Origin of the sequence: Runella sp., from assembly GCF_965279615.1 — a bacterium.
In the GTDB taxonomy this organism is placed as follows: Bacteria; Bacteroidota; Bacteroidia; order Cytophagales; family Spirosomataceae; genus Runella.
This window is the reverse complement of the sequence record NZ_OZ257252.1, coordinates 7,507,421-7,531,958: the sequence shown is the minus strand read 5'-3', so window position 1 is coordinate 7,531,958 and position 24,538 is coordinate 7,507,421. Positions and strand designations below refer to the sequence as shown.

Annotated in this window: 25 protein-coding genes; 18 read left to right on the top strand and 7 right to left on the bottom strand. The window is 44.4% G+C overall.

The features are described 5' to 3' along the window. The first annotated feature begins 55 nt into the window (after positions 1 to 55). A complete protein-coding gene (locus ACQY73_RS31920) occupies positions 56 to 1,012 on the top strand; it encodes a hypothetical protein (protein ID WP_428658236.1) in 957 nt (318 codons plus the stop codon). Positions 1,013 to 1,121: 109 nt separating this feature from the next. Continuing rightward, positions 1,122 to 2,282, top strand: a complete 1,161-nt coding sequence (locus tag ACQY73_RS31915) for a DUF1624 domain-containing protein (protein ID WP_428658234.1) — start codon at positions 1,122 to 1,124, stop codon at positions 2,280 to 2,282. Between the two features lie 46 nt (positions 2,283 to 2,328). Here the strand turns inward: ACQY73_RS31915 and ACQY73_RS31910 are convergent, their stop codons facing one another. Next, complete coding sequence (locus tag ACQY73_RS31910) at positions 2,329 to 3,201, bottom strand: Ppx/GppA phosphatase family protein (RefSeq protein ID WP_428658232.1); 873 nt, start codon at positions 3,199 to 3,201, stop codon at positions 2,329 to 2,331. Between the two features lie 215 nt (positions 3,202 to 3,416). Here ACQY73_RS31910 and ACQY73_RS31905 point away from each other — a divergent pair, with 215 nt between their 5' ends. The 4 genes from ACQY73_RS31905 (at position 3,417) to ACQY73_RS31890 (ending at position 7,211) form a co-directional block, all read left to right on the top strand. Then, positions 3,417 to 5,279, top strand: coding sequence for a carbamoyltransferase family protein (locus ACQY73_RS31905; protein WP_428658230.1), 1,863 nt, complete (start codon positions 3,417 to 3,419; stop codon positions 5,277 to 5,279). A 69-nt stretch (positions 5,280 to 5,348) separates the two neighbouring features. Further along, positions 5,349 to 6,491 (top strand): SGNH/GDSL hydrolase family protein, encoded by a 1,143-nt coding sequence (locus ACQY73_RS31900; protein ID WP_428658229.1) that lies wholly within the window; start codon positions 5,349 to 5,351, stop codon positions 6,489 to 6,491. Between the two features lie 128 nt (positions 6,492 to 6,619). Continuing rightward, positions 6,620 to 6,769 (top strand): DUF5989 family protein, encoded by a 150-nt coding sequence (locus ACQY73_RS31895; protein WP_013929453.1) that lies wholly within the window; start codon positions 6,620 to 6,622, stop codon positions 6,767 to 6,769. A 73-nt stretch (positions 6,770 to 6,842) separates the two neighbouring features. Then, positions 6,843 to 7,211 carry an SxtJ family membrane protein gene (locus ACQY73_RS31890; RefSeq protein ID WP_428658227.1) on the top strand — a complete coding sequence of 123 codons (369 nt, stop codon included), beginning with the start codon at positions 6,843 to 6,845 and terminating at the stop codon, positions 7,209 to 7,211. Positions 7,212 to 7,226: 15 nt separating this feature from the next. Here the strand turns inward: ACQY73_RS31890 and ACQY73_RS31885 are convergent, their stop codons facing one another. Beyond that, complete coding sequence (locus tag ACQY73_RS31885; RefSeq protein WP_428658225.1) at positions 7,227 to 7,976, bottom strand: TIGR00730 family Rossman fold protein; 750 nt, start codon at positions 7,974 to 7,976, stop codon at positions 7,227 to 7,229. Positions 7,977 to 8,035: 59 nt separating this feature from the next. Between ACQY73_RS31885 and ACQY73_RS31880 the strand changes: the two genes are divergently transcribed. From ACQY73_RS31880 to ACQY73_RS31840, 9 genes are all read left to right on the top strand, one after another. Next, positions 8,036 to 8,674 carry an MBL fold metallo-hydrolase gene (locus ACQY73_RS31880; RefSeq protein WP_428658223.1) on the top strand — a complete coding sequence of 213 codons (639 nt, stop codon included), beginning with the start codon at positions 8,036 to 8,038 and terminating at the stop codon, positions 8,672 to 8,674. A 70-nt stretch (positions 8,675 to 8,744) separates the two neighbouring features. Next, positions 8,745 to 9,449, top strand: a complete 705-nt coding sequence (gene pssA / locus ACQY73_RS31875) for a CDP-diacylglycerol--serine O-phosphatidyltransferase (protein ID WP_428658221.1) — start codon at positions 8,745 to 8,747, stop codon at positions 9,447 to 9,449. 87 nt (positions 9,450 to 9,536) lie between these two features. Further along, entirely contained in the window at positions 9,537 to 9,788 is a 252-nt protein-coding gene (purS, locus tag ACQY73_RS31870) for a phosphoribosylformylglycinamidine synthase subunit PurS (RefSeq protein ID WP_428658220.1), read from the top strand. Between the two features lie 78 nt (positions 9,789 to 9,866). Continuing rightward, entirely contained in the window at positions 9,867 to 10,868 is a 1,002-nt protein-coding gene (locus tag ACQY73_RS31865) for a 3-oxoacyl-ACP synthase III family protein (RefSeq protein ID WP_428658219.1), read from the top strand. Between the two features lie 79 nt (positions 10,869 to 10,947). Then, positions 10,948 to 11,400, top strand: a complete 453-nt coding sequence (locus ACQY73_RS31860) for a DinB family protein (RefSeq protein ID WP_428658218.1) — start codon at positions 10,948 to 10,950, stop codon at positions 11,398 to 11,400. Between the two features lie 204 nt (positions 11,401 to 11,604). Then, a complete protein-coding gene (locus ACQY73_RS31855; protein ID WP_428658217.1) occupies positions 11,605 to 12,192 on the top strand; it encodes an RNA polymerase sigma factor in 588 nt (195 codons plus the stop codon). Between the two features lie 26 nt (positions 12,193 to 12,218). After that, positions 12,219 to 13,367, top strand: a complete 1,149-nt coding sequence (locus ACQY73_RS31850) for a FecR family protein (RefSeq protein WP_428658216.1) — start codon at positions 12,219 to 12,221, stop codon at positions 13,365 to 13,367. 49 nt (positions 13,368 to 13,416) lie between these two features. Further along, positions 13,417 to 17,016 (top strand): SusC/RagA family TonB-linked outer membrane protein, encoded by a 3,600-nt coding sequence (locus tag ACQY73_RS31845; RefSeq protein ID WP_428658215.1) that lies wholly within the window; start codon positions 13,417 to 13,419, stop codon positions 17,014 to 17,016. A 35-nt stretch (positions 17,017 to 17,051) separates the two neighbouring features. Beyond that, positions 17,052 to 18,554, top strand: a complete 1,503-nt coding sequence (locus tag ACQY73_RS31840) for a SusD/RagB family nutrient-binding outer membrane lipoprotein (RefSeq protein ID WP_428658214.1) — start codon at positions 17,052 to 17,054, stop codon at positions 18,552 to 18,554. Positions 18,555 to 18,617: 63 nt separating this feature from the next. Here ACQY73_RS31840 and ACQY73_RS31835 read toward each other — a convergent pair whose 3' ends face one another. Continuing rightward, a complete protein-coding gene (locus ACQY73_RS31835; RefSeq protein WP_428658213.1) occupies positions 18,618 to 19,352 on the bottom strand; it encodes a LytR/AlgR family response regulator transcription factor in 735 nt (244 codons plus the stop codon). 54 nt (positions 19,353 to 19,406) lie between these two features. Further along, the gene (locus tag ACQY73_RS31830) at positions 19,407 to 20,504 is read right to left on the bottom strand and encodes a sensor histidine kinase (protein ID WP_428658212.1); all 1,098 of its coding nucleotides are present in this window, start codon (positions 20,502 to 20,504) and stop codon (positions 19,407 to 19,409) included. 49 nt (positions 20,505 to 20,553) lie between these two features. Here ACQY73_RS31830 and rfbC point away from each other — a divergent pair, with 49 nt between their 5' ends. The 3 genes from rfbC (at position 20,554) to ACQY73_RS31815 (ending at position 22,501) form a co-directional block, all read left to right on the top strand. Beyond that, positions 20,554 to 21,099 (top strand): dTDP-4-dehydrorhamnose 3,5-epimerase, encoded by a 546-nt coding sequence (rfbC, locus tag ACQY73_RS31825; protein ID WP_428658211.1) that lies wholly within the window; start codon positions 20,554 to 20,556, stop codon positions 21,097 to 21,099. A gap of 194 nt (positions 21,100 to 21,293) precedes the next feature. Then, positions 21,294 to 22,037 carry a tyrosine-protein phosphatase gene (locus tag ACQY73_RS31820; RefSeq protein WP_428658210.1) on the top strand — a complete coding sequence of 248 codons (744 nt, stop codon included), beginning with the start codon at positions 21,294 to 21,296 and terminating at the stop codon, positions 22,035 to 22,037. Between the two features lie 59 nt (positions 22,038 to 22,096). Next, positions 22,097 to 22,501: a DUF983 domain-containing protein gene (locus tag ACQY73_RS31815; protein ID WP_428658209.1), complete on the top strand. Its 405-nt coding sequence runs from the start codon at positions 22,097 to 22,099 to the stop codon at positions 22,499 to 22,501. Here the strand turns inward: ACQY73_RS31815 and coaD are convergent. The 3 genes from coaD to ACQY73_RS31800 are packed head-to-tail and all read right to left on the bottom strand — an operon-like array spanning position 22,485 to position 24,424. Beyond that, the gene (gene coaD, locus ACQY73_RS31810) at positions 22,485 to 22,958 is read right to left on the bottom strand and encodes a pantetheine-phosphate adenylyltransferase (RefSeq protein ID WP_428658208.1); all 474 of its coding nucleotides are present in this window, start codon (positions 22,956 to 22,958) and stop codon (positions 22,485 to 22,487) included. The two genes, ACQY73_RS31815 and coaD, sit on opposite strands and share 17 nt — an antisense overlap. A 25-nt stretch (positions 22,959 to 22,983) precedes the next feature. After that, positions 22,984 to 23,874 (bottom strand): DUF3822 family protein, encoded by an 891-nt coding sequence (locus ACQY73_RS31805; protein ID WP_428658207.1) that lies wholly within the window; start codon positions 23,872 to 23,874, stop codon positions 22,984 to 22,986. Between the two features lie 25 nt (positions 23,875 to 23,899). Then, entirely contained in the window at positions 23,900 to 24,424 is a 525-nt protein-coding gene (locus ACQY73_RS31800; protein ID WP_428658206.1) for an NUDIX domain-containing protein, read from the bottom strand. Positions 24,425 to 24,538: the final 114 nt, after the last annotated feature.

Sequence of the window (24,538 nt, the reverse complement as noted above, 5' to 3'; positions counted from 1 at the left end):
CAACTTATTAACGACTAACACTAAACTATTTTTCCTGATTTAAATTTCGTATTTCATGCCTAAACTAACGTTCATACTTCTACCATTTTGTACCGCTATCTGTTTCGCTCAATCTGATTACTTAAACCAACCAAAGCCCGCTCAAACGCCCCAAATCTTCGCTCCCGGAATCGTGAGTACGGGGGCGTATGAGCGCGATTTGGCGATCTCGCCGGATGGGAAAGAAATTTATTGGTCGGTGGTCAGTCCTAAAAACCTTTTCAGTGCCATTGTTTGTCGCAAATTACAAAACGGCAAATGGTCTGATACGCAGGTTGCTTCGTTTTCGGGTCAATACAGCGACATTGAAGCTGCTTTTTCGCCCGATGGCAATCGGCTTTATTTCGCCTCAAATCGCCCTTTGGAGGGAAATGGCAACGCCAAGGATTTTGATATTTGGTATGTAGAACGTACCGCGCAGGGTTGGTCAGCCGCCAAAAATATCGGCGCGCCCATCAATACGCCCGACGTAGATGAATATTACCCTTCCGTCACCAACGATGGCACACTTTATTTCACCGCCATTTATAAAAGCGGCCCGGGCAAAGACGATATTTGGCGAAGTAAACGGGAGAATGGAAGATATGCACAACCTGAGTTGGTCGGCAAACCCATCAGCACCGATGGCTACGAATTCAACGCGTACATTATGCCCGATGAATCCAAGATATTTTATACCGGCTGTAGTCGCAAAAACGGCGTTTTGGAATGTGATCTGGTAGTGAGCAATCACAACGCCAACGGAACATGGTCAGAAGCAAAGCCATTGGAAGGTATCAATTCCGACAAATTGGATTATTGCCCTTTTGTTTCGCCCGATGGCAAATACCTTTTCTTCACCAGTGAACGTGCAAAAAAAGATTGGCACTTTGATAAACCTTTGAATTACAAAGACTTAATCAAAAACATACAATCTCCTGCCAACGGAGAAGCGGACATTTATTGGGTGGAGCTAAAATCCCTATTACGCTGATTTTGGGCAACCCATGTTATAAAAAAACCTGTTTTCAGGTATTTCTGTCTCTTTTTGGCATTTTGATTATCTTTAGGCTTCCATTAGCCTAAACCAATAACTCAACTGCATGAAGCGAATTCATACCATTGATGTCACCCGGGGCATCGTAATGATTATCATGGCATTAGACCATGTCCGGGATTTGATGCACACTACCGCGTTGACCCAAGACCCAACCAATTTACAAACCACCACCGCCGCCCTCTTCATGACCCGTTGGGTAACGCACCTGTGCGCGCCGAGTTTTGTGTTTCTGTCAGGTGCTTCGGCCTATTTAACCTTTAAAAGTCAAAAGAATTTGGCGCAAACCAAAAACTTCCTTCTCACCAGAGGGCTTTGGCTGATGCTGCTGGAAGTGACGATCATCAATTTTGCTTTTTGGTTCGACCTTCATTTCCGTACTATTATTTTACAGGTCATTTTTGCCATTGGATTAGGATTCGTGACACTTTCTTTTTTGTTGAAACTATCGGCAAGAATTATTGGCGTCATTGGCGCGAGCATTATTTTTCTGCACGGTCTTACGCTGTTGGTGCCAATCCCCAAAAGTCAGGGTTTGGCGTTGGCATGGTCATTTTTATTTCGAGCCAATGTGTTTGCGCTTACTCCAAACTTTACCTTGGGTACTTTATATCCTTTTATTCCGTGGTTGGGAATCCTGTTATCAGGCTTTGCTTTTGGGAGTGTTTTCCAACAATCTGCCCCAATTCGCAAAAAGCTGCTTTGGCGCTCGGCTTTAGTAGCGTTGAGTCTGTTTGTGATTATTCGCTTCATCAATTTTTACGGCGACCCGATTCCGTGGGCACCGCAAAAAACGGGGCTTTTCACGTTTCTTTCCTTTATCAACGTTTTCAAATATCCGCCTTCGCTGCTCTATACACTGCTCATGCTCGGCATTATGTTCGTGCTGCTGGCTTTGGGGGAATCTAAACCAAACGGTTTCACCAACCTATTGGCTACGTACGGCAAAGTGCCGATGTTCTACTATCTGCTGCATTGGTATTTGATCCACAGCATCATGTTTGGAATGCTATTTTTGCAGGGCTTCACTTGGAAAGACATCCCAATCGGGACATTCAGCTTTGGGCGACCGACAAATTCAGGGGTTGAACTGGGAGTAATTTATTTGGTGTGGTTGGGAGTGATACTGGCTTTATATCCGCTGTGCCGTTGGTATTCAAAATACAAAGCCGCCCACCGAGAGATCAAATGGTTATCCTATTTATAAGAGTAGAGCCGCAAGTTTTTGCGGCTCTACTCTTATTCATTCGATTCTATTTTTTTAGCTTTTCGTACACCAACTGAATAATACCGTCTTTCAATCCCAGGTCAGGCACCAGTATCTTATCGGCCCCCGCCCATTTCATGACCGAAATATAAATATCCGAAGCAGGAATAATGACATCGGCACGGTCAGCATTAAGCCGTAATTTGTTGACCCGTTCGAACTGACTGAAAGAAGCTATATAATCCCGCATTCGTTGCAGTTCCGACAAAGAAGTGGCATTTTCGGCAGTTTTGGAAACCAGGTTAAAGAGTTTGGAAATGTTCCCTCCCGTACCGACGGCTACAACGGGTTCGAGCGAATCTACGTTTTCTTCGATCCATTGCTCTATTTTGCCCCAAGCTCCTTTGCTTTCTTTGCCTTCCAATAAGCGAACCGAACCGATCTTAAATGATTTGGAAGCTATTTTCCGACGATTAAAATAAACGTTCAGTTCTGTACTGCCACCACCTACGTCGATGTGAAGATACTGGCCGTCTTCAAGGGCCTGCACCACTACATTGTTGATTAGTTGTGCTTCTCTGGTACCGTCAATGATGTGAATTTTAATGCCGGTACTTTTAGCGATCCGTTCCACAATTTCATCGCCGTTGGAGGATTCTCGCATGGCTGAGGTGGCACAGGCCATGTACCCTTCCACTTCGTGCAATTCCATCAACAGTTTGTAGCACTGCATCAATTTGAGCGTGCGAGCTTCGCTTTCGGGGGTAATACTGCCAAAATTGAAGACATCGTGTCCGAGACGCAAGGGAAAACGGACGTATTCAACTTTTTTAAAACTGGTAAATCCAACATCGTGCAGAACGGAAGAAATTTGTAAACGTGCCGCATTGGAGCCAATATCAATAGCCGCGATTTTCAATGAATGTTTAGCATTTAGTTTGTGCAAATGTAAAGCCTAGCCGCGTACCTTTTAATAACCGGATTCGTTAATTTTTGAAATTTCTCATAATCCTCCTTAGTTTTGTCAGTCCATAGTCAATTTAAAAAAGACAGAAACTGCCAAACTTGTAGTAACATTGTAACGTTTTTTGAACTCAACAATCAGCGATACCCCCTATTTTATCCCAGCTTAGAATGAAGATACTTGGAATTTCCGCATTTTACCACGATTCAGCTGCCGCTCTTATTGACAATGGCGAAATTGTAGCCGCCGCCCAGGAAGAGCGTTTTACCCGTAAAAAACACGACCCTAACTTTCCTGCCAATGCCATCAACTATTGTTTAGAATATGGGGGTACAACGATCAATGAGTTGGATGCCATTGTATTTTATGACAAGCCTTTGCTCAAGTTTGAGCGTTTGTTGGAGACCTATTATACCTTCGCCCCTAAAGGGTTAAAGTCTTTTATAACCGCTATTCCGGTATGGATCAAGGAGAAAATGTTTCTTAAACGCCTCATTAATGAAGAGTTGGAGAAACTGGGGTATGATAAAAAAAAGCCCGTTAAACTTCTTTTTCCTGAGCACCACTTATCACACGCTGCCAGTGCTTTCTACCCTTCTCCCTACGAAAAAGCCGCGATCCTGACCATCGACGGAGTGGGTGAATGGGCTACGGCGTCGATCTGTTCCGGCGAAGGAAATAAAATTTCTATCCTGAAAGAACTGCGTTTTCCGCATTCTTTGGGGCTTTTATATTCTGCTTTCACGTACTTTCTAGGATTTAAGGTTAATTCCGGTGAATATAAATTGATGGGATTGGCCCCCTACGGCAATCCTTCTTCTCCGGAAGTGGACAAATACGTTGAAACCATCAAAAAAGACTTAGTGGTCATTAAAGATGATGGTTCGATATGGCTTGATCAAAATTATTTTGATTATGCAACCGGTCTCAAAATGGTACGCGAAGCCGATTGGGAACGCCTGTTCGGTATGAAAACCCGCAAGCCGGAAGATCCGTTGGAAGCCCACCATTGTAATCTTGGATTGGCCATTCAGCGCGTGACCGAAGAAGTGGTAGTCAAAATGGCGCAGGAAGCCAAACGCCTCACGGGTGCCGATTATCTATGTCTGGCCGGCGGGGTGGCGCTCAATTGCGTATCCAACGGTAAACTGCAAAAATCAGGGGTTTTTAAAGAAGTATTTATTCAACCGGCCGCCGGCGATGCAGGTGGTGCGTTGGGAGCCGCCTTGACCGCTTATTATATTTATTTTGATCAAAAACGCGTCATCAACTACACCCAAGATGCCATGAGCGGGTCTTATTTAGGGCCAACATTCTCAGACCTGGACGTAGAATTGACCGCCAAAAAATACAAAGCCGTTTATACGAAATTTGATAATTTCGAAGAGTTGACCAAAGAAGTTGCTCAGATTTTGGCCGATGGCAACGTGGTTGGTTGGGTACAGGGACGCATGGAGTTTGGGCCTCGTGCGTTGGGTGCCCGCAGTATTTTGGGTGACCCCCGCAATGCAGAAATGCAGAAAAAACTAAATGTTAAGATCAAATATCGGGAGTCATTCCGTCCGTTTGCACCTTCGGTTTTGGCCGAAAAAGTAGGTGAATATTTTGACTATGAGGGCATTTCACCATACATGCTTTTGGTGCACCCCGTGAAAGAAACACGACGCAAAGAACTTCCCGCTGAGTTTGACTCGTTTGATCTGCGCGACAAGCTTTATTATTTACGTTCGGATCTGCCTTCCATTACGCACATCGACTTTTCGGCGCGTATTCAGACGGTTCACAAACAAACCAATCCGCGTTACTATCAATTGATCAATGATTTTGAAAAACTGACCGGGTATGGTGTGATCGTTAACACCAGTTTTAACGTTCGCGGGGAGCCTATCGTAAGTACGCCCAATGACGCCTATCGCTGTTTTATGCGCACTGAAATGGATTATTTGGTTGTGGGAAATTATGTATTTGACAAGCGTCAACAACCTGAGTGGCAGGATACCGACAACTGGAAAGAGGAATTTGTGTTGGATTAGATTTCGGTCTGTTAATTGTTCATAAAATTACATCTAACATTCAATGACCAATATCCTACGGATTTTTCTATGATTTCAAAATTAGTCACCTCACTTATCCGACTTGCCATCTTAGCGGTGCCGGTGTTCCTGCTATTTTTCCCCGATAAAATAAACATCAAATTCGACTACCCTTACGCCGGACTTGTCGATAATTTTTACATCCGCCTGGCCAAGGCAATGGTGATTTTATTTGTCTTGGTAGAATTATTGCGTATGTTTTATTACGGAGTTATCAAAAACCCGAAAAGCAATAAGCTCATTGCTAACGTAGCCACTTTAGGCATTATGGTGGTGTGGTTGGCAGGTATACTGGAAATCGCGTTCATGTTCATTTCCCAAAGCCACGAAGGTGATCTGAGTAAAGCTTCACAGATTTGGTTTGCCAACTATTGGAAGCCCATTACCCCCGAAGGCTATCGTGATTTCCCTAAAACCAATACTGAAAAGAAAAGAAAAGTATTGGTTCTGGGCGATTCATTTGCCGCCGGGCATGGTCTGAACAATACAGAAGATCGCTTTTCGGATCAATTGGAAAAGAAGCTTGGTGCCGATAAGTATGCAGTATATAATTTGGGGGTTTCAGGTTCCGACACACGCGACGAATTTCAACGACTACAGAAATTTCCCGTAAAACCCGATGTACTTGTTTTGGAATATTTTCCCAACGACATTGAAAAATCCGCCCGCGACGCCAAGCTGACCTTGGCCGAATTTAAGCCTTACGACGACATTAAACTGCCGGGTGTTGGGTCGTTGGTGATGCGTTTTTATTTGCCCAATTACATTTATTGGCAGTTTCCGCACATGCCTCCCGCCTCAATCACTGATTTTGTGCAGAAATCGTATACTGATACCACTATTCTGAATCCTCATTTGCGCGATCTGCAAAAGATCGTCGATTACGCTCGCGCCAACAACGCGCCGATGTACGTGGTGATGGTGCCTTTCTTACAAAATGTGGAAAAAAGCAACGGGTATACAAAACCCATCGAAGACTTTTTTATCAATCAGAAGATCCCGGTCGTTCGACTGAGTGAGTATCTTGCTCCTATTCCACCCAAAGAGCGGATTGTGGGCAAAAATGATGGACACGCGAGTGCTAAAGTAAATACCGTAATTGCCGATCAACTGTATGAAAGAATGAAGGTTCCATTAAATAAATCCAATTAATGTTCCCTTTGTCTTACTATGAAAATGTGTAGATTTGTGTTTAATTACATTCTTTAACCGTTATTAACCATCCGTTTTGACTGATTTATAACCAAAAACGTATCTAAATAACAACAAACTTACTAAAGATGGATTTTCTAAAAGATTTATTTGCTTTCATGAGCGAGCGGAAGAAGTGGTGGTTGGCTCCTATGATTATTCTATTGCTACTTATTGGCGTCATTATCGTCATTGGCGGTGGCTCTGCCGTTGCACCGTTTATTTATACATTATTTTAAGTATTCAGGAGTCAGCAGTGAGCGCGTTTTTGTTCTTCACTACTGACTCCTCACTTCTCATTCCTCGAAAAAAATGTCTGAAGCTGAAAAAAGTAAAGCCCAGTTGGTAATCGTTACCGGGCTGGTTGTTCTGTCTTTTGTTTTCAAATCCGCCACTACTTATTTATTATACGCCGCCGGGATTGTGGGCTTATTAAGTATTTTCATTCCCGTAGTAGGCGATTTCATTGTCAAAATCTGGTTTAAAATTGCCGAAGGATTGGGTTGGTTCAACTCTCGCGTTATCCTTACCGTATTATTTTACGTGTTTTTGTGGCCAATTGCCATGCTCTACCGCCTTTCCGCAAAGAATCCTATGGGCATCAAACGGCCTACGGGCAAGAGTGTATACGTTGAGCGCAATCACACCTACATCAAGAAAGACCTGGATAATATTTGGTAAAAGGGAGAAACGAAATTATCCTTTTTCAAAAAGCCACCAAATAGGCCGACGACGTTTTTGGATGTGGAAATTGGTCGTCAGATACAGGCGTATGTGTTCGATGGCTTCGTCCATGTCGTCGGTAAATTTAAGCAAGTCCATGTCTTGCGGTGAGATGGTTCCCTGATCTGCCATTTTTTGCAGCATTGAGATCATCGGTGTATAATATTCCTTTCCAATGACCACCATCGGGAAGTTTTGGATAGTGCCTGTTTGAATGAGCGTCAGTGTTTCAAACAGTTCGTCCAGTGTTCCCACTCCTCCCGGCATAATTACAAATGCGTATGAGTACTTGATCAACAGTACTTTGCGCACAAAGAAATATTTAATTTTTACCCATTTCTGCATGTACGGGTTTTCTTTTTGTTCGTGCGGCAATCTGATATTACAGCCTACCGAGCGCCCTCCGTTTTCAAAAGCGCCACGGTTGGCGGCCTCCATAATACCCGGTCCCCCGCCGGTCATGATCGTAAGGCCCAGCTCCTGCGAGATACGTTTCCCCAATTCACGTGCCTGTTCGTAGTAAATACTTCCTTCTTTAAATCGGGCCGAGCCAAACACCGTAATGCATGGCCCCACAAAATGCAATGCCCGAATCCCTTTCAAGAACTCCCACATCACATCGAGCAAAAACAAAAACTCAAAGCGGCGGCTTTTGGGGCCTTCCAAATAAAAATCACCGACACTCTGGTCAATAAAAAGGCTTTTGGGTTGCTTATCGGTCATCGCTGATAGTGTTTACAGAATAGTTTAGTAATTTTACGCTTGAATATGACTAAAGAAGTATGATTCAAATCCAATCTTTTGTTTTTTCCCCTTTTGACGAAAATACCTACGTACTTTACGACGAAACCAACGAAGCGGTCATCATCGACCCGGGTTGTCTGATGCAATCGGAAAAAGAAACGTTATCTCAGTTTATTGATCAAAAAGGGTTAAAAGTAACAATGCTTCTTCAAACGCACGCACACTTAGACCACGTATTTGGCAGTGCTTACGTAAAGCGCAAATATGGCGTAAAAATGTACATGCACAAAAATGAACTTCCAATTTTAGCTGCCGTAGAAAGTCGTTGTAAATTGTGGGGGATCAGAGGCTATGAGCCGGTAGAAGCCGATGCTTTTTTGGAAGAAGGCGATGTAATAAAATTTGGTCGTTCCACGCTTGAGGTTTTGTTCGTGCCGGGCCACGCGCCGGGGCATTTGGCGTTTGTCAACCACGATCAACGATTTATTATCGGGGGCGATGTGTTGTTTAAAGGGAGTGTCGGCCGTACTGATTTTCCACTTTGCGACCATGCGGCACTGATGAGAAGTATCAAGACGAAATTCATGACGTTGGAAGATGATTATCAGGTATTTGCAGGTCATATGGATTCTACAACCATTGGGCGTGAACGGCGGATGAATCCTTTTCTTAACTGATTGATTTCCGATTAGCTTTCAGAATATCCATTTTACAACTATTTACGGACAGGCTGTCCGTACCACAGATATGCGTCTTTTTACCATTCCTAACCTAATGACCTGCGGCAATCTGCTTTGCGGCTGCCTCGGAATTGTTTTTAGCTTTCGGGGGGATCTGTTACTTTCCGGGTCTTTGATCTTAGTGGCCGGCGTACTTGATTTTTTGGATGGTTTTGCAGCCCGGTTACTGAATCAATCCTCTCCCATCGGTAAAGAACTTGACTCATTGGCCGATATGGTTACGTTTGGCGTGTTGCCTTCCATGATCATTTTTCAGTTGCTCGAACGCACTACTACTTCGATTGACATTCAAGCTATGCTGATCTCATTCAGTGCCTTCATATTGTCGGTCTTTTCAGGGTTGCGGCTGGCCAAATTCAACATCGATACCCGCCAAACAGATTCGTTTATCGGCGTTCCCACGCCTGCCAATGCGCTTTTGGTATCATCTTTACCGTTTATTTTACGTAACAATCCCGAATACGAATCCTGGATCGTTAATCAATACGTTCTGGTAAGTTATACGCTGCTGATGTCTTATTTATTGATATGCGAACTTCCGCTTTTAGCGTTTAAATTCAAGACATTTGGGTGGAAAGAAAATCAGATCAAATATATTTTTATCCTTTTGTCGGTGCTTTTGCTGTTTTTGCTGAAATTTGCAGCCATTCCACTGATCGTAGCACTCTATATACTACTGTCAGTATTTCAACGAATTTTTAGATTTCAATAACGAGGATTCTGCTTTTGACTCATTTATTCCAATGATTTAACCTCAAAACAGTTTCCTCACAATCCATTTAAAATCACTCATTTCCTCATGAAATTCATCGCCGAAATTAACGTCATGCCGCAAAAAGAAATTTTGGATCCGCAGGGCAAAGCCGTCAAATTGGGTCTTCAAAATTTAGGCATTGACGCCGTGTCAGATGTACGCATTGGCAAACACATCACAATGGCCTTAGACGCTGATTCAGAAGCAGATGCCCAACAACGGGTCGAAACTGCCTGCAGCAAATTATTGGCCAATATGATCATGGAAGATTATACCTATTCATTGAAAGAAGGATAGAAAAAGTCAGGAGTTAAGGGGTTAAGCACTCCTATTCATTCTAACTCTTACCTTTATACCCTTTAACTTCATAAAAAAATGCCTTATTCCAAAATCACAGGCTTGGGTTATTACGTTCCTGAAAAAGTAGTCACCAACGATGATTTGACCCAATTGATGGAAACCTCCGACCAATGGATCCGGGAACGGACCGGAATCAGGGAGCGTCGCTATTTTACCTACGGCAAAGAGACCAATTCCAGCATGGCCACGGCAGCGTCACGCCAAGCACTCGAACGGGCAGGTTTACAACCCACTGACGTTGAAATGATCGTCTACGCCACCATCACGCCCGATTATTTCTTTCCCGGTTCGGCTTTTTTGATGCAGCGAGAGTTAGACCTCATTGGCATTCCGGTAGTTGATATTCGGGAGCAATGTTCAGGCTTCGTTTATGCCCTTTCCATTGCCGACCAATTTATTAAGACCGGCATGTACAAAACCATCTTGGTGGTAGGGGCTGAAATCCAATCTACCTGGACCGATAAAAGTACCAAAGGTCGTAACGTAGCGGTTATTTTCGGTGACGGTGCCGGCGCGGCTGTTTTGCAGGCCACCGAAGACCCTACGCATCGTGTACTCTCTACGCATCTTCATGCCGACGGTCGTTTTGCCGAAGACTTATACGTCAAAGACCCGGGCAGCAGTCGTCCCGTACGATCAGCGACGAAAGAAATGATCGACGAAGGCGGTTTCGAAGTAATTATGAACGGCAATGCTGTTTTTAAACACGCCGTGGTTCGTTTTGCCGAAGCCATTCGGGAAGCGCTCGAAGCCAATGGCTACCAACCGGAAGACATTTCGCTGTTGGTGCCGCACCAAGCCAACATTCGCATCAGTGAATACGTACGCGATCAAATGAAGTTGCGCGAAGACCAAGTCATCAGTAATATTCACAAATACGGCAACACCACCGCCGCTTCTATTCCGATCGCTTTGACAGAAGCTTGGGAAGAAGGCCGCGTCAAAGAAGGCGATCTTATTTGCCTCGCCGCTTTTGGCAGCGGCTTTACGTGGGCATCTGCTTTAATAAAGTGGTAATAAATGGTAAAACAAGGCGTTAAGCCCTTGCCGGTTTAAACGATTTTTCACAACTTGTCACGACTTAACGCCTTATTCCATGAAATCATACCATATCCGCCTTTTGCAATATGAACATTGGGCCAATTCACGCATCATCGAAGCGCTCGAAAAACTCGAAACTCCTCCCGAACGAGCGGTTCTTCTCACAAGTCATATTCTAAATGCCCAAATGGTTTGGTTTACCAGAATCGTCAACGACCATTTGGTTGTGGGTATTTGGGATTTGCTGCCCGTTTCGTGGCTCAAAGAAACCTCTGATCTCAGTTATCAGAAGTGGGACAGTTACCTCAAGGATTTGGGAGAAACCGATTTTGATAAAATCATTAAGTACCAAACCAGCAAAGGAGATCATTATGAAACATCCATCAGCGACATTCTGACGCATTTGAGTCATCATGCCGCCTATCATCGCGGACAGATCATTACTGCACTCAAACCCGTTTTGCCTTCTCCTCCTTCGACGGATTATGTGCTGTGGTTGAGAGAGTAAGAAATTGATTTTCATTTTACATCAATTCTATTGGTCGCAGAAATATCGTGTGAACGTGCAAGGGCAACAGGTCACAGCCTATTCAAACGCTTTCAAGGTGCAAAGTTGCGTTAACCATTTATTCTATTCTCTCCTATTTAAAACTTCTGTGGTAAATTCACGGTTTGATATGAATTACAAATAGGTGGAGGAAATTACTGAGTAATGGAGCAATCGGTCAACGAGTCCCAACTTTGGGAGGCTTTTCAGGCGGGTGATGAAGAAGCTTATACACGTTTGTATCGGCTGCACGTCAGAGCCATGTATCGCTATGGTCTGAGCCTCGTGCCCGTCTCGGAAGCCTTTGTGTTGGATTGTATCCACGATGTTTTTACCGAAATATGGGCCAAGCGTCAACGGTTGACGGTTCCCGATAATGTTCGGTATTATCTTCTCAAATCGCTCAAGACCCGAATTTTACATCTGCTCAAACGACAGGAACGACCTCATCAATTTGTATCCCAAAATGATTTCGACGACCTGTGGGCCGAACCTTCTGCCGAAGAGCTACAGGCTCAGGAAGAAGAATCTACACATCGACAGGCATTGGTCAAACGACTCATTGATCAGCTCCCCCCTCGTCAGCAGGAAGCCATACGATTGCGGTTTGTCGAAAATTTAGAATATACTCAGATTGCCGAAATGCTTTCCATGAATCGACAATCTGCTCAGAATCTGGTCTTTAGAGCCATCGAAAAACTCCGCAACTGGCTTACCCCTTCTTTTTTATTCTTTTTTCACGATTTTTTTTAACGTTAGTGAGTATATAATCAGGCCCAATGTCATCTACGGACAAATTACGGCTACCTGTGCAAAACCTTTACCTAACTTTTACCGCATCTGACTTTGTTGTTGACGATGCATTTCTGCGACACCAATTACATCCCAATCAGGAATCATCGCGTTTCTGGAACGATTGGCTTGCACAGCATCCTGAAAAACAGGAAAGCTGGCAACAGGCCGTTCAACTCTTGGAAGCGGTCCAAATGGGTTTGGACGAATATATTCGTACCTATTTAAGCCCCGAGGCTGAAGCTAACCTATTGTCGCGTATTCAAGCTACTAATGCTGCATTTGAAGAAACTCCGGAAGTAGTGCCGCTATGGAATCGTCCATGGAGCCGTTATGCTGCTATTGCTTGTTTTATTGTTTTGGCAGGCGCACTGTTCCGGTTATACCAACACCAAAGTTCTTCTGTTTCTCCTTACCAACGTTATGTGGCGACACTCAGTGAATCAAGGATTGAAAAAATCAATGAGAACGCGCAACCTATTCTTGTTCGTTTGCCCGACGGTTCTCAGGTTACGTTATTTCCTAAAAGCCGACTGAGCTATGACGACCGTTTCGGCCAAGAGAACCGAAGTGTTTACCTCTCCGGGAAGGCGTTTTTTGACGTGGTCAAACAACCTCAAAAACCTTTTTTTGTATACGCCAATGAACTGGTTACGAAGGTATTGGGAACAAGTTTTACGGTACAGGCGTATCCCGAAGACAAACGGGTGGAAGTGCAGGTAAGAACGGGTAAAGTATCGGTGTTTACCCAAAACGACCCACAAAAACAGAAGATGTTGGACAACAGCACCTTAGAAGGTATAGTACTGACTCCCAACCAACAAATTACGCTTCATCGCCAAGAGCTTCGGTTTTCAAAAGCCCTTGTTCCAAAACCCGAACTTCTGATCCCATCAACCCAAGCTCCTTTGTTTGAATTTGACGAAACTTCGGTTCCGGAGGTTTTCGCACTTATCGAAAAAGCCTACGGCGTCAATATTGTGTACGATGAGGAGCTGTTGTCTTCCTGCACCATCACCGCCTCATTGACCGAAGAGTCCCTTGCCGAAAAGATACAATTGATTTGTCAGGGCATCGGCGCAAAATCAGAAATCATTGATGCACAAATAATTATCTACTCAAAAGGTTGTAAATAACCCTTATTCTATATCCAATCACATCAACCAAATAAACCAATTTAACTTCATGAGAAACCATGTACGTATTCGCAGGTTGGCTTTTCACACGGTCTGCCTCACTTGCACCCAATTATTGCTTTCGGTCATGCTTATCGGTGTCACGTACGCCTACGAAGGCAATGCCCAGGAATTGCTCAAACAACGGATCAGTTTGCGCGCCGACGAACAATCCGTCAAATCGGTTTTGTCAAAAATCGAAAAATTGACTTCTGTGAAGTTTCTGTACAGCCCCAAGCTTATCAAATCTGACCGAAAAGTAAGCATCAATGTTGTTAATGAATCATTGGAGACCGTTCTGGAAACATTGCTTAAGCCCCTTCAGGTCACGTATGAGATAACAGGGCGTCAAGTGGTACTGAGTCAGCAGTCTTCTTCGGGTTTACTCGAAAAAAAGGAGAGCGTCCCAAACGTACTCGTGCCCATTGAGCAAGTCGTTACGGGAACAGTTACCGATGCCAAAGGAGAAGTACTGGCGGGCGTAAGTGTATTGGTCAAAGGCACCAATCGCGGTACAGCTACCAACGGTGAAGGTAAATACAGCATCACAGCTGAGGCTTCGGAAACGTTGGTCTTTTCTTTCGTCGGTTACCTCAAAAAAGAAATTCAGGTAGGAAATCAAACGGAAATCAGTCTGGCGCTCAGCGAAGATACCCAAATCCTCGGAGAGGTTGTGGTAACAGCATTAGGAATTAAGCGTGACAAAAGAGCACTCGGGTACTCCATTCAGGAATTGAGCGGCGAAAACTTGGTACAGGCCAAAGAAGCCAACGTGGCTACTACCTTGGCCGGAAAGATAGCCGGTGTTCAGGTCACTCGGTCTGCCAATGGAGCAGGCGGCTCGTCGCGAGTGGTAATCCGTGGTGCTAACTCATTGGTTGGAAACAGTCAGCCTTTGTACGTAATTGACGGAATCCCGATGGACAACGGAAATCCGAATGCGCCCAGCCGCACGGGAGGAATTGACTACGGCGACGGAATTTCGAACATCAATCCCGAAGACATTGAAAGCATGTCGGTACTGAAAGGCCCTAACGCCGCTGCTTTGTACGGACAACGCGGGAGCAACGGGGTAATCCTGATCACGACAAAATCCGGCAAATCCCGCAAAGGCATCGGCGTCAAATACGGCATTGATTATTCCGTCGGCGATGCGCTTGTGCTACCCGATTTTCAGGATGAATACGCCCAAGGTTTGGACGGTACATTTACCCATTTCAGAGGAAATGATGGGAAAATATACACTTGGGCTGCCGCTCAGGCTGCCAATATTCAAGGTTTGCCTAAAATGAGCGGAGGTCGCGACCGCTTTACCCGTTCCAGCTGGGGGCCAAAAATGGAAGGTCAGCAATACGAAGACCAATGGGGAAATGTGCTGAGCCTTACGCCGCAGCCCAACACGTTTCAAACGTTTTTTAATCAGGAAAAACAGATGGTTAACAACATTAGTCTGGAGGGCGGTAATGACAATATTAATTACCGTTTGTCGTATGGCAAGACCAAAATTGACGGTTATACGCCGGGAAATACCCTTGATCGGAATAACGTCAACCTGCGCACGGTAGCTAAACTTACCTCTAAATTGGAATTGGACGCTAAAGCCAACTACATTGGTCAAAAAGGCAAAAATCGCCCAACGGTTTCTGATGCAGCCGACAACCCTGCCTATTTGTGGATAAGCCAACCCCGTTCCATGCCGATGAATATTTTGGAGCAATCGGCCTGGACAGATGCCGACGTTAGTAAGCAATTAGGCTATGGTACAACGGTTTATACAGGTTTGGAAAAAACCTACGCCACCAACTCTTCTACCGCCAACCCTTACTGGACCCGCGATCATACGCGCAATTCTGACGACCGTCAGCGGTTGATCGGTCTGATCAAATTGAGCTATCAATTCAATAATTGGATACGTCTCACGGCGAAGACCGGTACCGATTTTTACACTGACCAACGCCTGCGTTACCGTGAAAAAGGAACGTACCAAAGCCAAAACCGCAATGGTGACATCGTCGAAGAAGTAACCCGCGTGCGGGAAGACAACAGCGATGTGTTGCTCTCACTAACGCCTCAGCTTTCCAAAGATTTTTCGCTGGCGTTAAACCTCGGTGCCAATCATCAGAAATTTTCTTCGCGTACAACCGGAAATACCGGGACGGAATTTATTGCGCCTAATTTATATTCTATCAACAATACGTTAATCAATTCTTACATTTTCGGCTTAACGGAATCTTCTATCAATTCAGTATACGCGGCCGGTTCGGTTGGATTCAGGGATTATTTGTTTGTTGACTTCTCGGCGCGTAACGACTGGTCTTCCACACTTTCTCCTGCTAATAATTCGTTTTTCTACCCTGCCGTCAGCGGTAGTTTAGTACTTACCGATGCGCTCAATTTGCAAAACAATACGTTGAGCTTTCTTAAAGTACGGGCCTCATGGGCGCAGGCGGGAAGTTCGGGAAGTCCTTATCAGTTGACAGGCAATTACTCCTTAGATCAAAATCCGCACGGCGGCCAACCTTTGGGTTCGTTTACGTCGGTCATTCCTGACCCTAACCTCAAGAACGAATTAACCACTTCATTGGAATTGGGATTGGAAGCACGTTTCTTCAAAAATCGCCTCGGACTTACCTTTGCCTATTACGATGCCAGCACCAAGAATCAGATTTTGAACGTTCCGTTGCCTCCCTCAAGTACGTTCAGCTCTCGTCGCATCAATGCCGGTGAAATTCGTAACCACGGTATTGAATTATCGCTTACCGGAACTCCGGTTCGTACTGAGTCAGGCTTTTCGTGGGATGCCACCTTTAACTTTTCCCGCAACCGCAATCAAGTGGTCGCGTTGGCCGAAGGTGTCTCAACTTTCCTTTTGGGTGACGACCGCAACGTACAGGTCATTGCTACGCCCGGTAAGCCTTTTGGAACCATCATCGGAAACGGTTTTCAATGGTTACGGGACGCCAACGGTAATCGCCTGATCGATCCTGCAACGGGCTTACCGCTCAAATCAAACGCCAAGTTATTGTACGAGATCGGCAATGCATTGCCCAACTGGATCGGCGGTTTCAATAACACTTTCCGTTACAAAGGTTTTGCCTTGTCCGGGTTGATCGATATCAGTCAGGGCGGCAAAATATTCTCTCAAAGCCTGCGCGAAGAATTGGTGTACGGAACCATCAAAAAGACGCTTCCCGGCCGTGACGGCACCTATGTTGCGGAAGGTATGGTGGCGCAGAAAAATGCCGACGGTACTTGGACAAGTACGGGCCAAGCCAATACCAAACAGGTAAGAGCGCAGGATTACTGGAACGTTATCGCCCCCGACAAAGACAACGTCGTCTCGGAGGAAATGCTCAACGATGCCAGCTACGTGATGTTTCGTGAGTTGACGTTCAACTACCAACTTCCCACCAAACTCATCAGCAAGACGCCATTCCGCACTATCAAAGCAGGTGTTTATGGCCGTAACCTGTTTTATTTTCAACGTAAAACCGAAGGGTTTGCTCCCGAGGCATCGTCTTTTAACGTCAACAACTCCTCGTTGGGGCTTGAATCGACGGCGTTACCTATGTTGCGTTACTTCGGCGTAAGCTTGAATTTGGAGTTATAATGACCCTTTTTGACCACTATTTAGACATTCTGACAATGAAAAATATAAAGATTAAGTCGTTGTTGCTCGTGGGCACGTTGCTTGCCTCACAAGCCTGTACCGATGATTTTGAAAAAATAAACACTCCGCCCACTACGCTTTCCACCATCGACCCGGGGCTTATTTTGTCAAAAGCTCAAAAAGATGCTGCTTTTGCCGAAGGCTACGAATACCCCAACAACCAATTTGGTTCTTGGATTCAACATTGGGGCGGCGGCGTATTGATCTCAAGTTCGAGGTACGTTCAACAAAGCGACGATAACCTTTGGAACGATCATTACAGCTTAATTCGAAACCTGTCACAAATTCGGAATCAATTGTTAAAAGGGCGTGAATCAGACCCAAAAGCCCGTACCAAGTTGGCCATTGCCCGTATCGTAGAGATTTCCGTTTGGCAACGACTTACGGATCTGTTTGGTGATGTTCCTTTCTCAGAAACGGCGCTGGGCGTAGAAGCGGTCAACAATCAACCTAAATTTGACACGCAGGAGTCCATTTATAAAACGCTTATCAAAGATTTGGATGCGGCCATAACGCAATTAACCCCTACCGACGAAAGCTACGGCGCGGCTGATTTTTATTACAAAGGCAACGTTACGCAATGGAAAAAATACGGCAATTCACTCAAACTTCGCCTCGGAATGCGTATCCGCTACGCTGATGCCACCTTGGCACAGAAAACCGTCACGGAAGCAATGGGGCAACCGTTATTGGAAAGCAATACCGATAACGCCGCTATCCCAACCTTCAACGATGCCACCAACAGCAATGTCCATCCCGTGTTGAATCATTGGCTGGCGGGAAGTCCTGACCTAAAGTATTTGGCAGATGCTTTTGTAACTCAATTGGTTACCACCAACGACCCGCGCTTGCCGCGTTTGGTACAACCAACCGTCAACTCCGTAAAAGCCGGTAAGCCCGCTTACAAAGGCATCGGCGTGGCGCTTACTGACGCGCTTTTGAAAACCATTATTAAAGATGATTATTCAACGGCTTCGCAAACTACGTTTTTCAACAAAGCCTACAGTCCGGCGATTGCCTGTTTGGCAATGTCGTTTTCGGATGTAAGTTTTTACAAAGCCGAGGCGGCCCTCGAAGGATGGGGTTCGACAACCGACCAAGCAGAGAAGTTTTATCAGGATGGAGTCAAAGCAGCTTTGGCCCAAAACCCGTACAATGTCACAACCGTTCCGGCTGATTTCCAAAAAGAATTATCGTTTACGGGATTGAGCAAAGAGCAAAAATTGGAAAAGATCGGCACCCAGAAGTGGATTCAGTTGTTCGGCCGCTCGTACGAGGCTTTTATTGAATGGCGACGGATGGGGTATCCGGTGTTGAAAGCAGGCCCGAATCTTGGCTCAACCAACGGTACTATTCCCCGCCGTACGATCTACTCTTCGCGTGAAGCATTGCTCAACAAACCAAATTACGATGTAGTGGTGGGTCGTATGACCAACGGAGATTCTTATACAACCAAAATCTGGTGGGATAAGCATTGATTTGTTGAGAAGTAATTGAAAAATAGGCGTCTGACAGTTACAACCGTCGGACGCCTAATTTATTTATAAGCTCAACATATCTTTAAAACGAATGGCCTGGCGGCGCGAGATTTCGATCTTTTCGCCGCTTCCTCTCAGCGTCACCAATAATCCGCCCGAAAACCAAGGCTCGATCTTGTCGATCCACTGCAAATTGATAATGTGCTTGCGGTTGGCCCGAAAAAATGAAATGGGGTCGAGGCGTTCTTCCAACGCATTCAATGATTTGAGTACCAATGGTTTTTGGTCGTCAAAATGCAGACGAACATAGTTACCCATCGATTCGAAAAGACGTACTTTTCCGAGTTTGACAAACCAGCATTTTTCACCGTCCTTGATGAATACCTGGTCATTTTCGCCCAACATTTTGCGCTCGCCAATCGAATCATGCTCGTGTTTACGGTCAAATTCTTCAAACACCCGATGTACCGCTTCACTCAACCTGGGCAAATCAATGGGCTTCAGGATATAATCCAAGGCATTGTATTCAAAGGCTTTAAGCGCGTATTCGTCGTAAGCGGTTGTAAAAATCACTTCCGGGATAGTATCGTCTTCCAACGCTTCCAGTAGTTCAAAGCCGTTCTTACCGGGCATTTGAATATCCAAAAATAAAAGATCCGGGCGGAGGTCTTCCACCATTTTTATGGCTTCGTCGGCATTGGCTGCTTCGCCGACGATTTCAATTTTGGGGAAATTTTCAAGCAAACGGCGCAGCTCATTGCGAGCAAGCCTTTCATCGTCAATAATAAGGGCTTTCATTAGCGAATGTTTTTGTGATTAAGATGGTAGGTGATATTTTCACCGCTGATAAAACTATTGGCTTTTAATGGTTGATTGCGTATTATTTCTAAAAACACCTTCGGTTTGAATAGGCACTATGATTTCAGCCCGTACAACATCTTCTGACTCCTGAAATATCCTGAATTTTGCCGAATCTTCGCCATAGATCAATTGCAGGCGGCGCTCGGTATTTTCCAATCCAAAACCGCTCGCTTCCTTGTGTTTCTCCAGGTCGTTCTCTTTTTTGACCAACGTTCCCGTGTTGCGTATATGAATATGAACGTAATTATTCTCCAAAAAGGAGGTCACTTGCACAAACCCACCGGCAACTGCTTTTTGCACACCGTGTTTGATGGCATTTTCGACCAACGTCTGAAGCATCATAGGAGGGATTTGCAGGTAGAGCGTTTTGGGATCAATGTGAAAATCTGCCATCAGGCGATCTTCGTAGCGGACTTTTTCAAGGGCTAAATAATCTTCTACGGTCTTTAGTTCTTCGCGCAATTCAACCGTTTTGCGGCGGTCGGCCAGTAAAGAATTGCGTAAAATATTGGAAAGTTGGGTTACGCTCTGTTGCGCTTTAGAAGGATCTTCCGACACCAACGCCCGAATAGAATTCAGCGCATTGAACACAAAATGGGGATTCAATTGCGAGCGAAGTATTTTGGCTTCTGTTTCTTTTACCGACGTTTTGAGCAGTATCTTCTCAATCTCAGTATCATGCATACTTTCTACATAATGGTAAATTGTATAACTTAGCACCCACATGAACATGCTTTTACTCCATGACAGCCAATAGGAAAAGAAAAGAAACGGTTTGCTGTATACCACTTCTTTTAAGGTATGCATATCAATTGGAAAATTCATGAGCGTCATAAGCAAGCCCAAAAGCAGCCCTGACAATATCACTCGCGGAACCAACCGATAAAGGGGCTGCGAAACCCAGCTACGTTCGCGTACGACCAGACGATAAAAATGCGTGAGTAAAATACATACCATAATATTGGCAATGGCAAAGTAGAACATCTCCCACTCAAAACCATCCTCAAGGCTATAAACCAACAGTTCATAGAACATGAGTGCGGTCCAACCGCCTACCTGACAGGCCCAGTATATTCTTTTTTTCGACATTCGGCCAAATTAGCTAAATTTGCAACAGATATTCAACAAATACTCACCTATGCAAGTTATTAAAAAAACCATCGAAGGGTTGCTGGAAATTGTACCAACGGTTTATAAAGATGAAAGAGGGTCTTTTTTAGAGAGTTATAATCAGCAACTTTTTGAGGCTAATAACCTGCCTACGCATTTTGTGCAAGACAATCAGTCATTTTCTATCAAGGGAGTAGTTCGTGGCCTGCATTTTCAACGTTCTCCACACGCGCAGGGAAAACTGGTACGGGTCATTTCGGGTAGAGTGTTGGATATTGCCGTTGATATTCGTCCGGATTCTCCTACATTCGGGCAGTACGAAGCCGTAGAACTGGATAGCAAACGAAATAATATGTTCTATATTCCGGAAGGGTTCGCGCATGGCTTTGCGGCGCTGGAAGATTCCATCTTTAGCTATAAATGTACTAATCTATATCATAAAGCGTCGGAAGGTGGTATCATTTGGAATGATCCTGAACTCAACATTGATTGGCAGGTCTCCAATCCTATTGTATCCGAAAAAGATGTCTTGTTGCCTACGTTCAAGACTTATTTTTCAACCATTCTTCCTTAGCAATTTATGTACCAATCAATATATTTTGCGGTGACGTATATACCAATATAATATACTAAAAGGATAAAGAATGGTATAATTAGCCCATAGCCAACGTATTATGATTTATTTTTTTTGCCTTCCTACTTTGGCACAATTCGTGACAATATACTCTTCAAATGCAAGTTCTATCTTGTCACGAATTGTAAAATCCCATGCCTTTTTCTTTCCTAAAACGAAATCGAACCGTCGCAGGATTTACCCGCTCATCGCCTTTTGCGGTAGACATGCACGCTCATATCTTACCGGCACTGGACAATGGTCCGGAGTCCGTTGAAGAGAGTATCTTACTCTTGCAGGAGATGGCGGCCAACGGCGTTCGCAAAATAATTGCCACCCCACACATTATGGGGGATTATTATCGAAATACCATTGAGGCTATTCAATTCAGCCTTCAACGGATACGCTCCGAACTCAAGCGAAGATGTATTCCTTTGGAGCTTGAAGCTGCCGCCGAATACTACCTGGATGTGTCCCTGATCTCAATGCTCGAAAATAATCAACCCTTACTCACTATCGCAGAAACATATCTACTTATTGAAACCAATATTGTCGGAATGCCGTCTTTCTTACCGGAAGCCATCAAATTGGCGCGCCAACGAAATCTCGTTCTTGTGTTGGCACACCCCGAACGGTACCATTACTTACAGCAAAATTTTAATTTGGTCGTTGATCTTCACAAGCAGGGAGTTCTGTTTCAGGTAAATCTGGGCTCTTGGACAAGCAACCACCAAGGTACTCGCGCGCTTGCGGAGCGTCTGGCTTCCGAAGGATTCGTTTCTTTTGTGGGAAGTAATGTGCATAATCTCCGCGATTGGAATCAGGTAAACGAAGCCCTGCGCGGCAAAACTTTCGCCAAATTGATTGAAAAAGGCTTCCTTAATCAACATTTGCTTTAGCACTTTTTCGCTCTTTCTATTGAACGATTGTTGTACCTTTGGCAAAATCTCGGGAAGTCATGCTAAAAGGAACCAAAGTTTACAGTATTCTCAACAATAAATGTCCTCGTTGTCATCAAGGTTCATTTTTCGTATATAACAATCCGTTCAATCTAAAGAAATTTGACAAGATGCATTCCGAATGTGAAGTGTGCGGCGAGTCGTTCGAACGGGAGCCCGGATTTTATTTTGGCGGAATGTACGGGAGTTATGCCCTTTACACGCTGCTGATAGCCTCTGTATTTGTGAGTTGTGTCGTGATCTTGGAAATCAATATTTTCTACGTACTGGCTTTTCTGATCCCTGTTCTTATTATCTCGCAGCCTGTTTTTTTCCGTTTGGGAAGATTGTTATGGATCAATATTTTTGTCAGTTACGACCCGGGAGCTGCCAAAGGAGAAAAGAAAATTACGCCGAAATGGTAAGTTCCGACAATTTGTAAGGCAGAAATTCATCTACGTTATGCCCATACTTATGAAGTTCCCGAATGATCGTTGAGCTAATGGGTGCCAAATGCGGCGAAGTAATCAGAAAGACCGTTTCTACATCACTGTATACGTGGCGGTTTACCTGCGAAATACTGTTCTCGTATTCAAAATCGGTGGTATTTCGTAAACCTCTCAACAAAAATCGCGCTCCCAACTGGCGCGCCATATTGGCCGTCAGGTCGTCGTATGTTACCGTATGAATCTGTGGATATTTCTCAAATGTTTCCTCGATCAGTCGTTGCATCACTTCCACCGGAAAATAGCGCTTTTTAGCTGTGTTATGCCCAATTCCGACGATAATTTCATCAAAAAGGTGTAGACCTCTCAGAACGATATCTTCGTGGCCTTTGGTAAAAGGGTCAAATGATCCGGGAAAAAGAGCGATACGTTTCATAAAGTGAGTAGGTGGGTTAACAATTTCAGGAGGCAAAAGTTATAGTATACAGGCTATAATAACGGTGCTCAGGAACATCTTCAAAGGCTTCACCAACAACCAACGTTTCGGGGGCTTTACCAAAAGAAAGATAAGGCAGAAATTTTTGAAGAAGCTGATAATCTTCCGAATACGGCGTGGTCTCACCATAAAAACGACACTTCACATCGCCGGGTTTGAGTTGAAGTGAATCCAACACAAACATGATGAAATAAGCCATATCCTGAGCGGTTTTGTAGGCAAATTTGTTGCACATCAGCAACGAATCATTTTTCACAATGACCAGTGTTACGAAGTCATCTTCAAAGTGCAAATCCATCAAAACCGACTCTTTGTCTTTTACCGAAAGGGCCAATGCCCCTTCGATCAAGGCATTGGTTTGGTGAATAAAAGAAGGTTGTTGTAAGGTATAGGTGTTCAAAACCCACTCCCACAATTCTTTATTGACCGTAAACACGTTTCGTGCGTCGATGCGCTTTACTTCATGGTGCAGGATCTGGTCTGTCTCAAAAAGATCTCCCTGTACCAGATTCAAATAACTGTTGACGTATTCTTTTCTAAAATAGGCTTCAGGAATCAGGGTGAAATAGGGTGTATTGAAGGAAACTGTTACACTTTTCCAGAGATTACTGCCCCAAAAAGGATGCTGTTCCGACAGCTTTGCCAGCCAATTCGACCATTTTTTCTCGCTTGGCAAACCGCCGATCAAATAGTCTTCCAGATACAAAATTCGTTTTTTTCTACTATCCAACACCAAAAAGCGCAGTCGTTCAGCGCCCAACTCCATCAACAACTCATACTCAGCGCATCTCTTTGGATCGAAGCGTTCATCCTTTATCTCCAACAAAGGAGCAATCACGGTTTGTGTATCAACCATTCGTTTTTCTAATCCGGGTTAATGATTATTCGCCAATTGTTTCAACATCCAACAATTGTGCCGACTCGTTCAGATAGCCGTGTAATTGGTATATATCTGACAAGCTTTCGCAGTGCTTAAACAACGTATGAACTTCATGGGCAGGATATGCTTTGATCTCTTCAAAACTCATCCAACGTACTTCCTGAATGATCTGATTATCTGTTTCCATCTCAGGATCGAAGCCAAGCAGCACATCACCGCTTTTTCGTTTTACCTCAAAAAACAATTCCAATGCATGTAGAGGAGGTTGCATGAATTCATTGACAAACAACAGATCACCAATATCTATCGTAAGACCCGTCTCTTCTTTAAATTCTCGTTTAAGGGCATCGTGCGTTGCCTCTCCAAACTGAATACCTCCCCCCGGAGGGCACCAAAAAATGTCGGTATGACCAATGCCACGGTGACTCAGCATCAAAATTTTATTATCTTCGATACAAATCCCGCACACCCTGAGCCGCAAGCGATTGCCATACAATCGCGCTACTTCCTGTCTTGCCTTTTCCAATTGCCGTTATTGGTTAATGTTTCCGGTAAAACGTTGGCAACAGTCAGTGCATTGAAAATCAAGCTACTGTCTTTTTTGCAAATAACGTTTTACTTTATCAAGACTGCAAAGATA

Bases quoted from the DNA above. Each gene is read 5' to 3' on its own strand.
- ACQY73_RS31865 (WP_428658219.1), top strand. From the start codon at position 9,867: ATGCCTTATTCCAAAATCACAGGCTTGGGTTATTACGTTCCTGAAAAA.
- pssA (WP_428658221.1), top strand. From the start codon at position 8,745: ATGCGTCTTTTTACCATTCCTAACCTAATGACCTGCGGCAATCTGCTT.
- ACQY73_RS31860 (WP_428658218.1), top strand. From the start codon at position 10,948: ATGAAATCATACCATATCCGCCTTTTGCAATATGAACATTGGGCCAAT.
- ACQY73_RS31850 (WP_428658216.1), top strand. From the start codon at position 12,219: ATGTCATCTACGGACAAATTACGGCTACCTGTGCAAAACCTTTACCTA.
- ACQY73_RS31920 (WP_428658236.1), top strand. From the start codon at position 56: ATGCCTAAACTAACGTTCATACTTCTACCATTTTGTACCGCTATCTGT.
- ACQY73_RS31855 (WP_428658217.1), top strand. From the start codon at position 11,605: ATGGAGCAATCGGTCAACGAGTCCCAACTTTGGGAGGCTTTTCAGGCG.
- ACQY73_RS31805 (WP_428658207.1), bottom strand. From the start codon at position 23,874: ATGGTTGATACACAAACCGTGATTGCTCCTTTGTTGGAGATAAAGGAT.
- ACQY73_RS31815 (WP_428658209.1), top strand. From the start codon at position 22,097: ATGCTAAAAGGAACCAAAGTTTACAGTATTCTCAACAATAAATGTCCT.
- ACQY73_RS31845 (WP_428658215.1), top strand. From the start codon at position 13,417: ATGAGAAACCATGTACGTATTCGCAGGTTGGCTTTTCACACGGTCTGC.
- ACQY73_RS31885 (WP_428658225.1), bottom strand. From the start codon at position 7,976: ATGACCGATAAGCAACCCAAAAGCCTTTTTATTGACCAGAGTGTCGGT.
- ACQY73_RS31890 (WP_428658227.1), top strand. From the start codon at position 6,843: ATGTCTGAAGCTGAAAAAAGTAAAGCCCAGTTGGTAATCGTTACCGGG.
- ACQY73_RS31820 (WP_428658210.1), top strand. From the start codon at position 21,294: ATGCCTTTTTCTTTCCTAAAACGAAATCGAACCGTCGCAGGATTTACC.
- ACQY73_RS31830 (WP_428658212.1), bottom strand. From the start codon at position 20,504: ATGTCGAAAAAAAGAATATACTGGGCCTGTCAGGTAGGCGGTTGGACC.
- ACQY73_RS31900 (WP_428658229.1), top strand. From the start codon at position 5,349: ATGATTTCAAAATTAGTCACCTCACTTATCCGACTTGCCATCTTAGCG.
- ACQY73_RS31840 (WP_428658214.1), top strand. From the start codon at position 17,052: ATGAAAAATATAAAGATTAAGTCGTTGTTGCTCGTGGGCACGTTGCTT.
- ACQY73_RS31895 (WP_013929453.1), top strand. From the start codon at position 6,620: ATGGATTTTCTAAAAGATTTATTTGCTTTCATGAGCGAGCGGAAGAAG.
- ACQY73_RS31915 (WP_428658234.1), top strand. From the start codon at position 1,122: ATGAAGCGAATTCATACCATTGATGTCACCCGGGGCATCGTAATGATT.
- purS (WP_428658220.1), top strand. From the start codon at position 9,537: ATGAAATTCATCGCCGAAATTAACGTCATGCCGCAAAAAGAAATTTTG.
- coaD (WP_428658208.1), bottom strand. From the start codon at position 22,958: ATGAAACGTATCGCTCTTTTTCCCGGATCATTTGACCCTTTTACCAAA.
- ACQY73_RS31905 (WP_428658230.1), top strand. From the start codon at position 3,417: ATGAAGATACTTGGAATTTCCGCATTTTACCACGATTCAGCTGCCGCT.
- ACQY73_RS31835 (WP_428658213.1), bottom strand. From the start codon at position 19,352: ATGAAAGCCCTTATTATTGACGATGAAAGGCTTGCTCGCAATGAGCTG.
- ACQY73_RS31880 (WP_428658223.1), top strand. From the start codon at position 8,036: ATGATTCAAATCCAATCTTTTGTTTTTTCCCCTTTTGACGAAAATACC.
- rfbC (WP_428658211.1), top strand. From the start codon at position 20,554: ATGCAAGTTATTAAAAAAACCATCGAAGGGTTGCTGGAAATTGTACCA.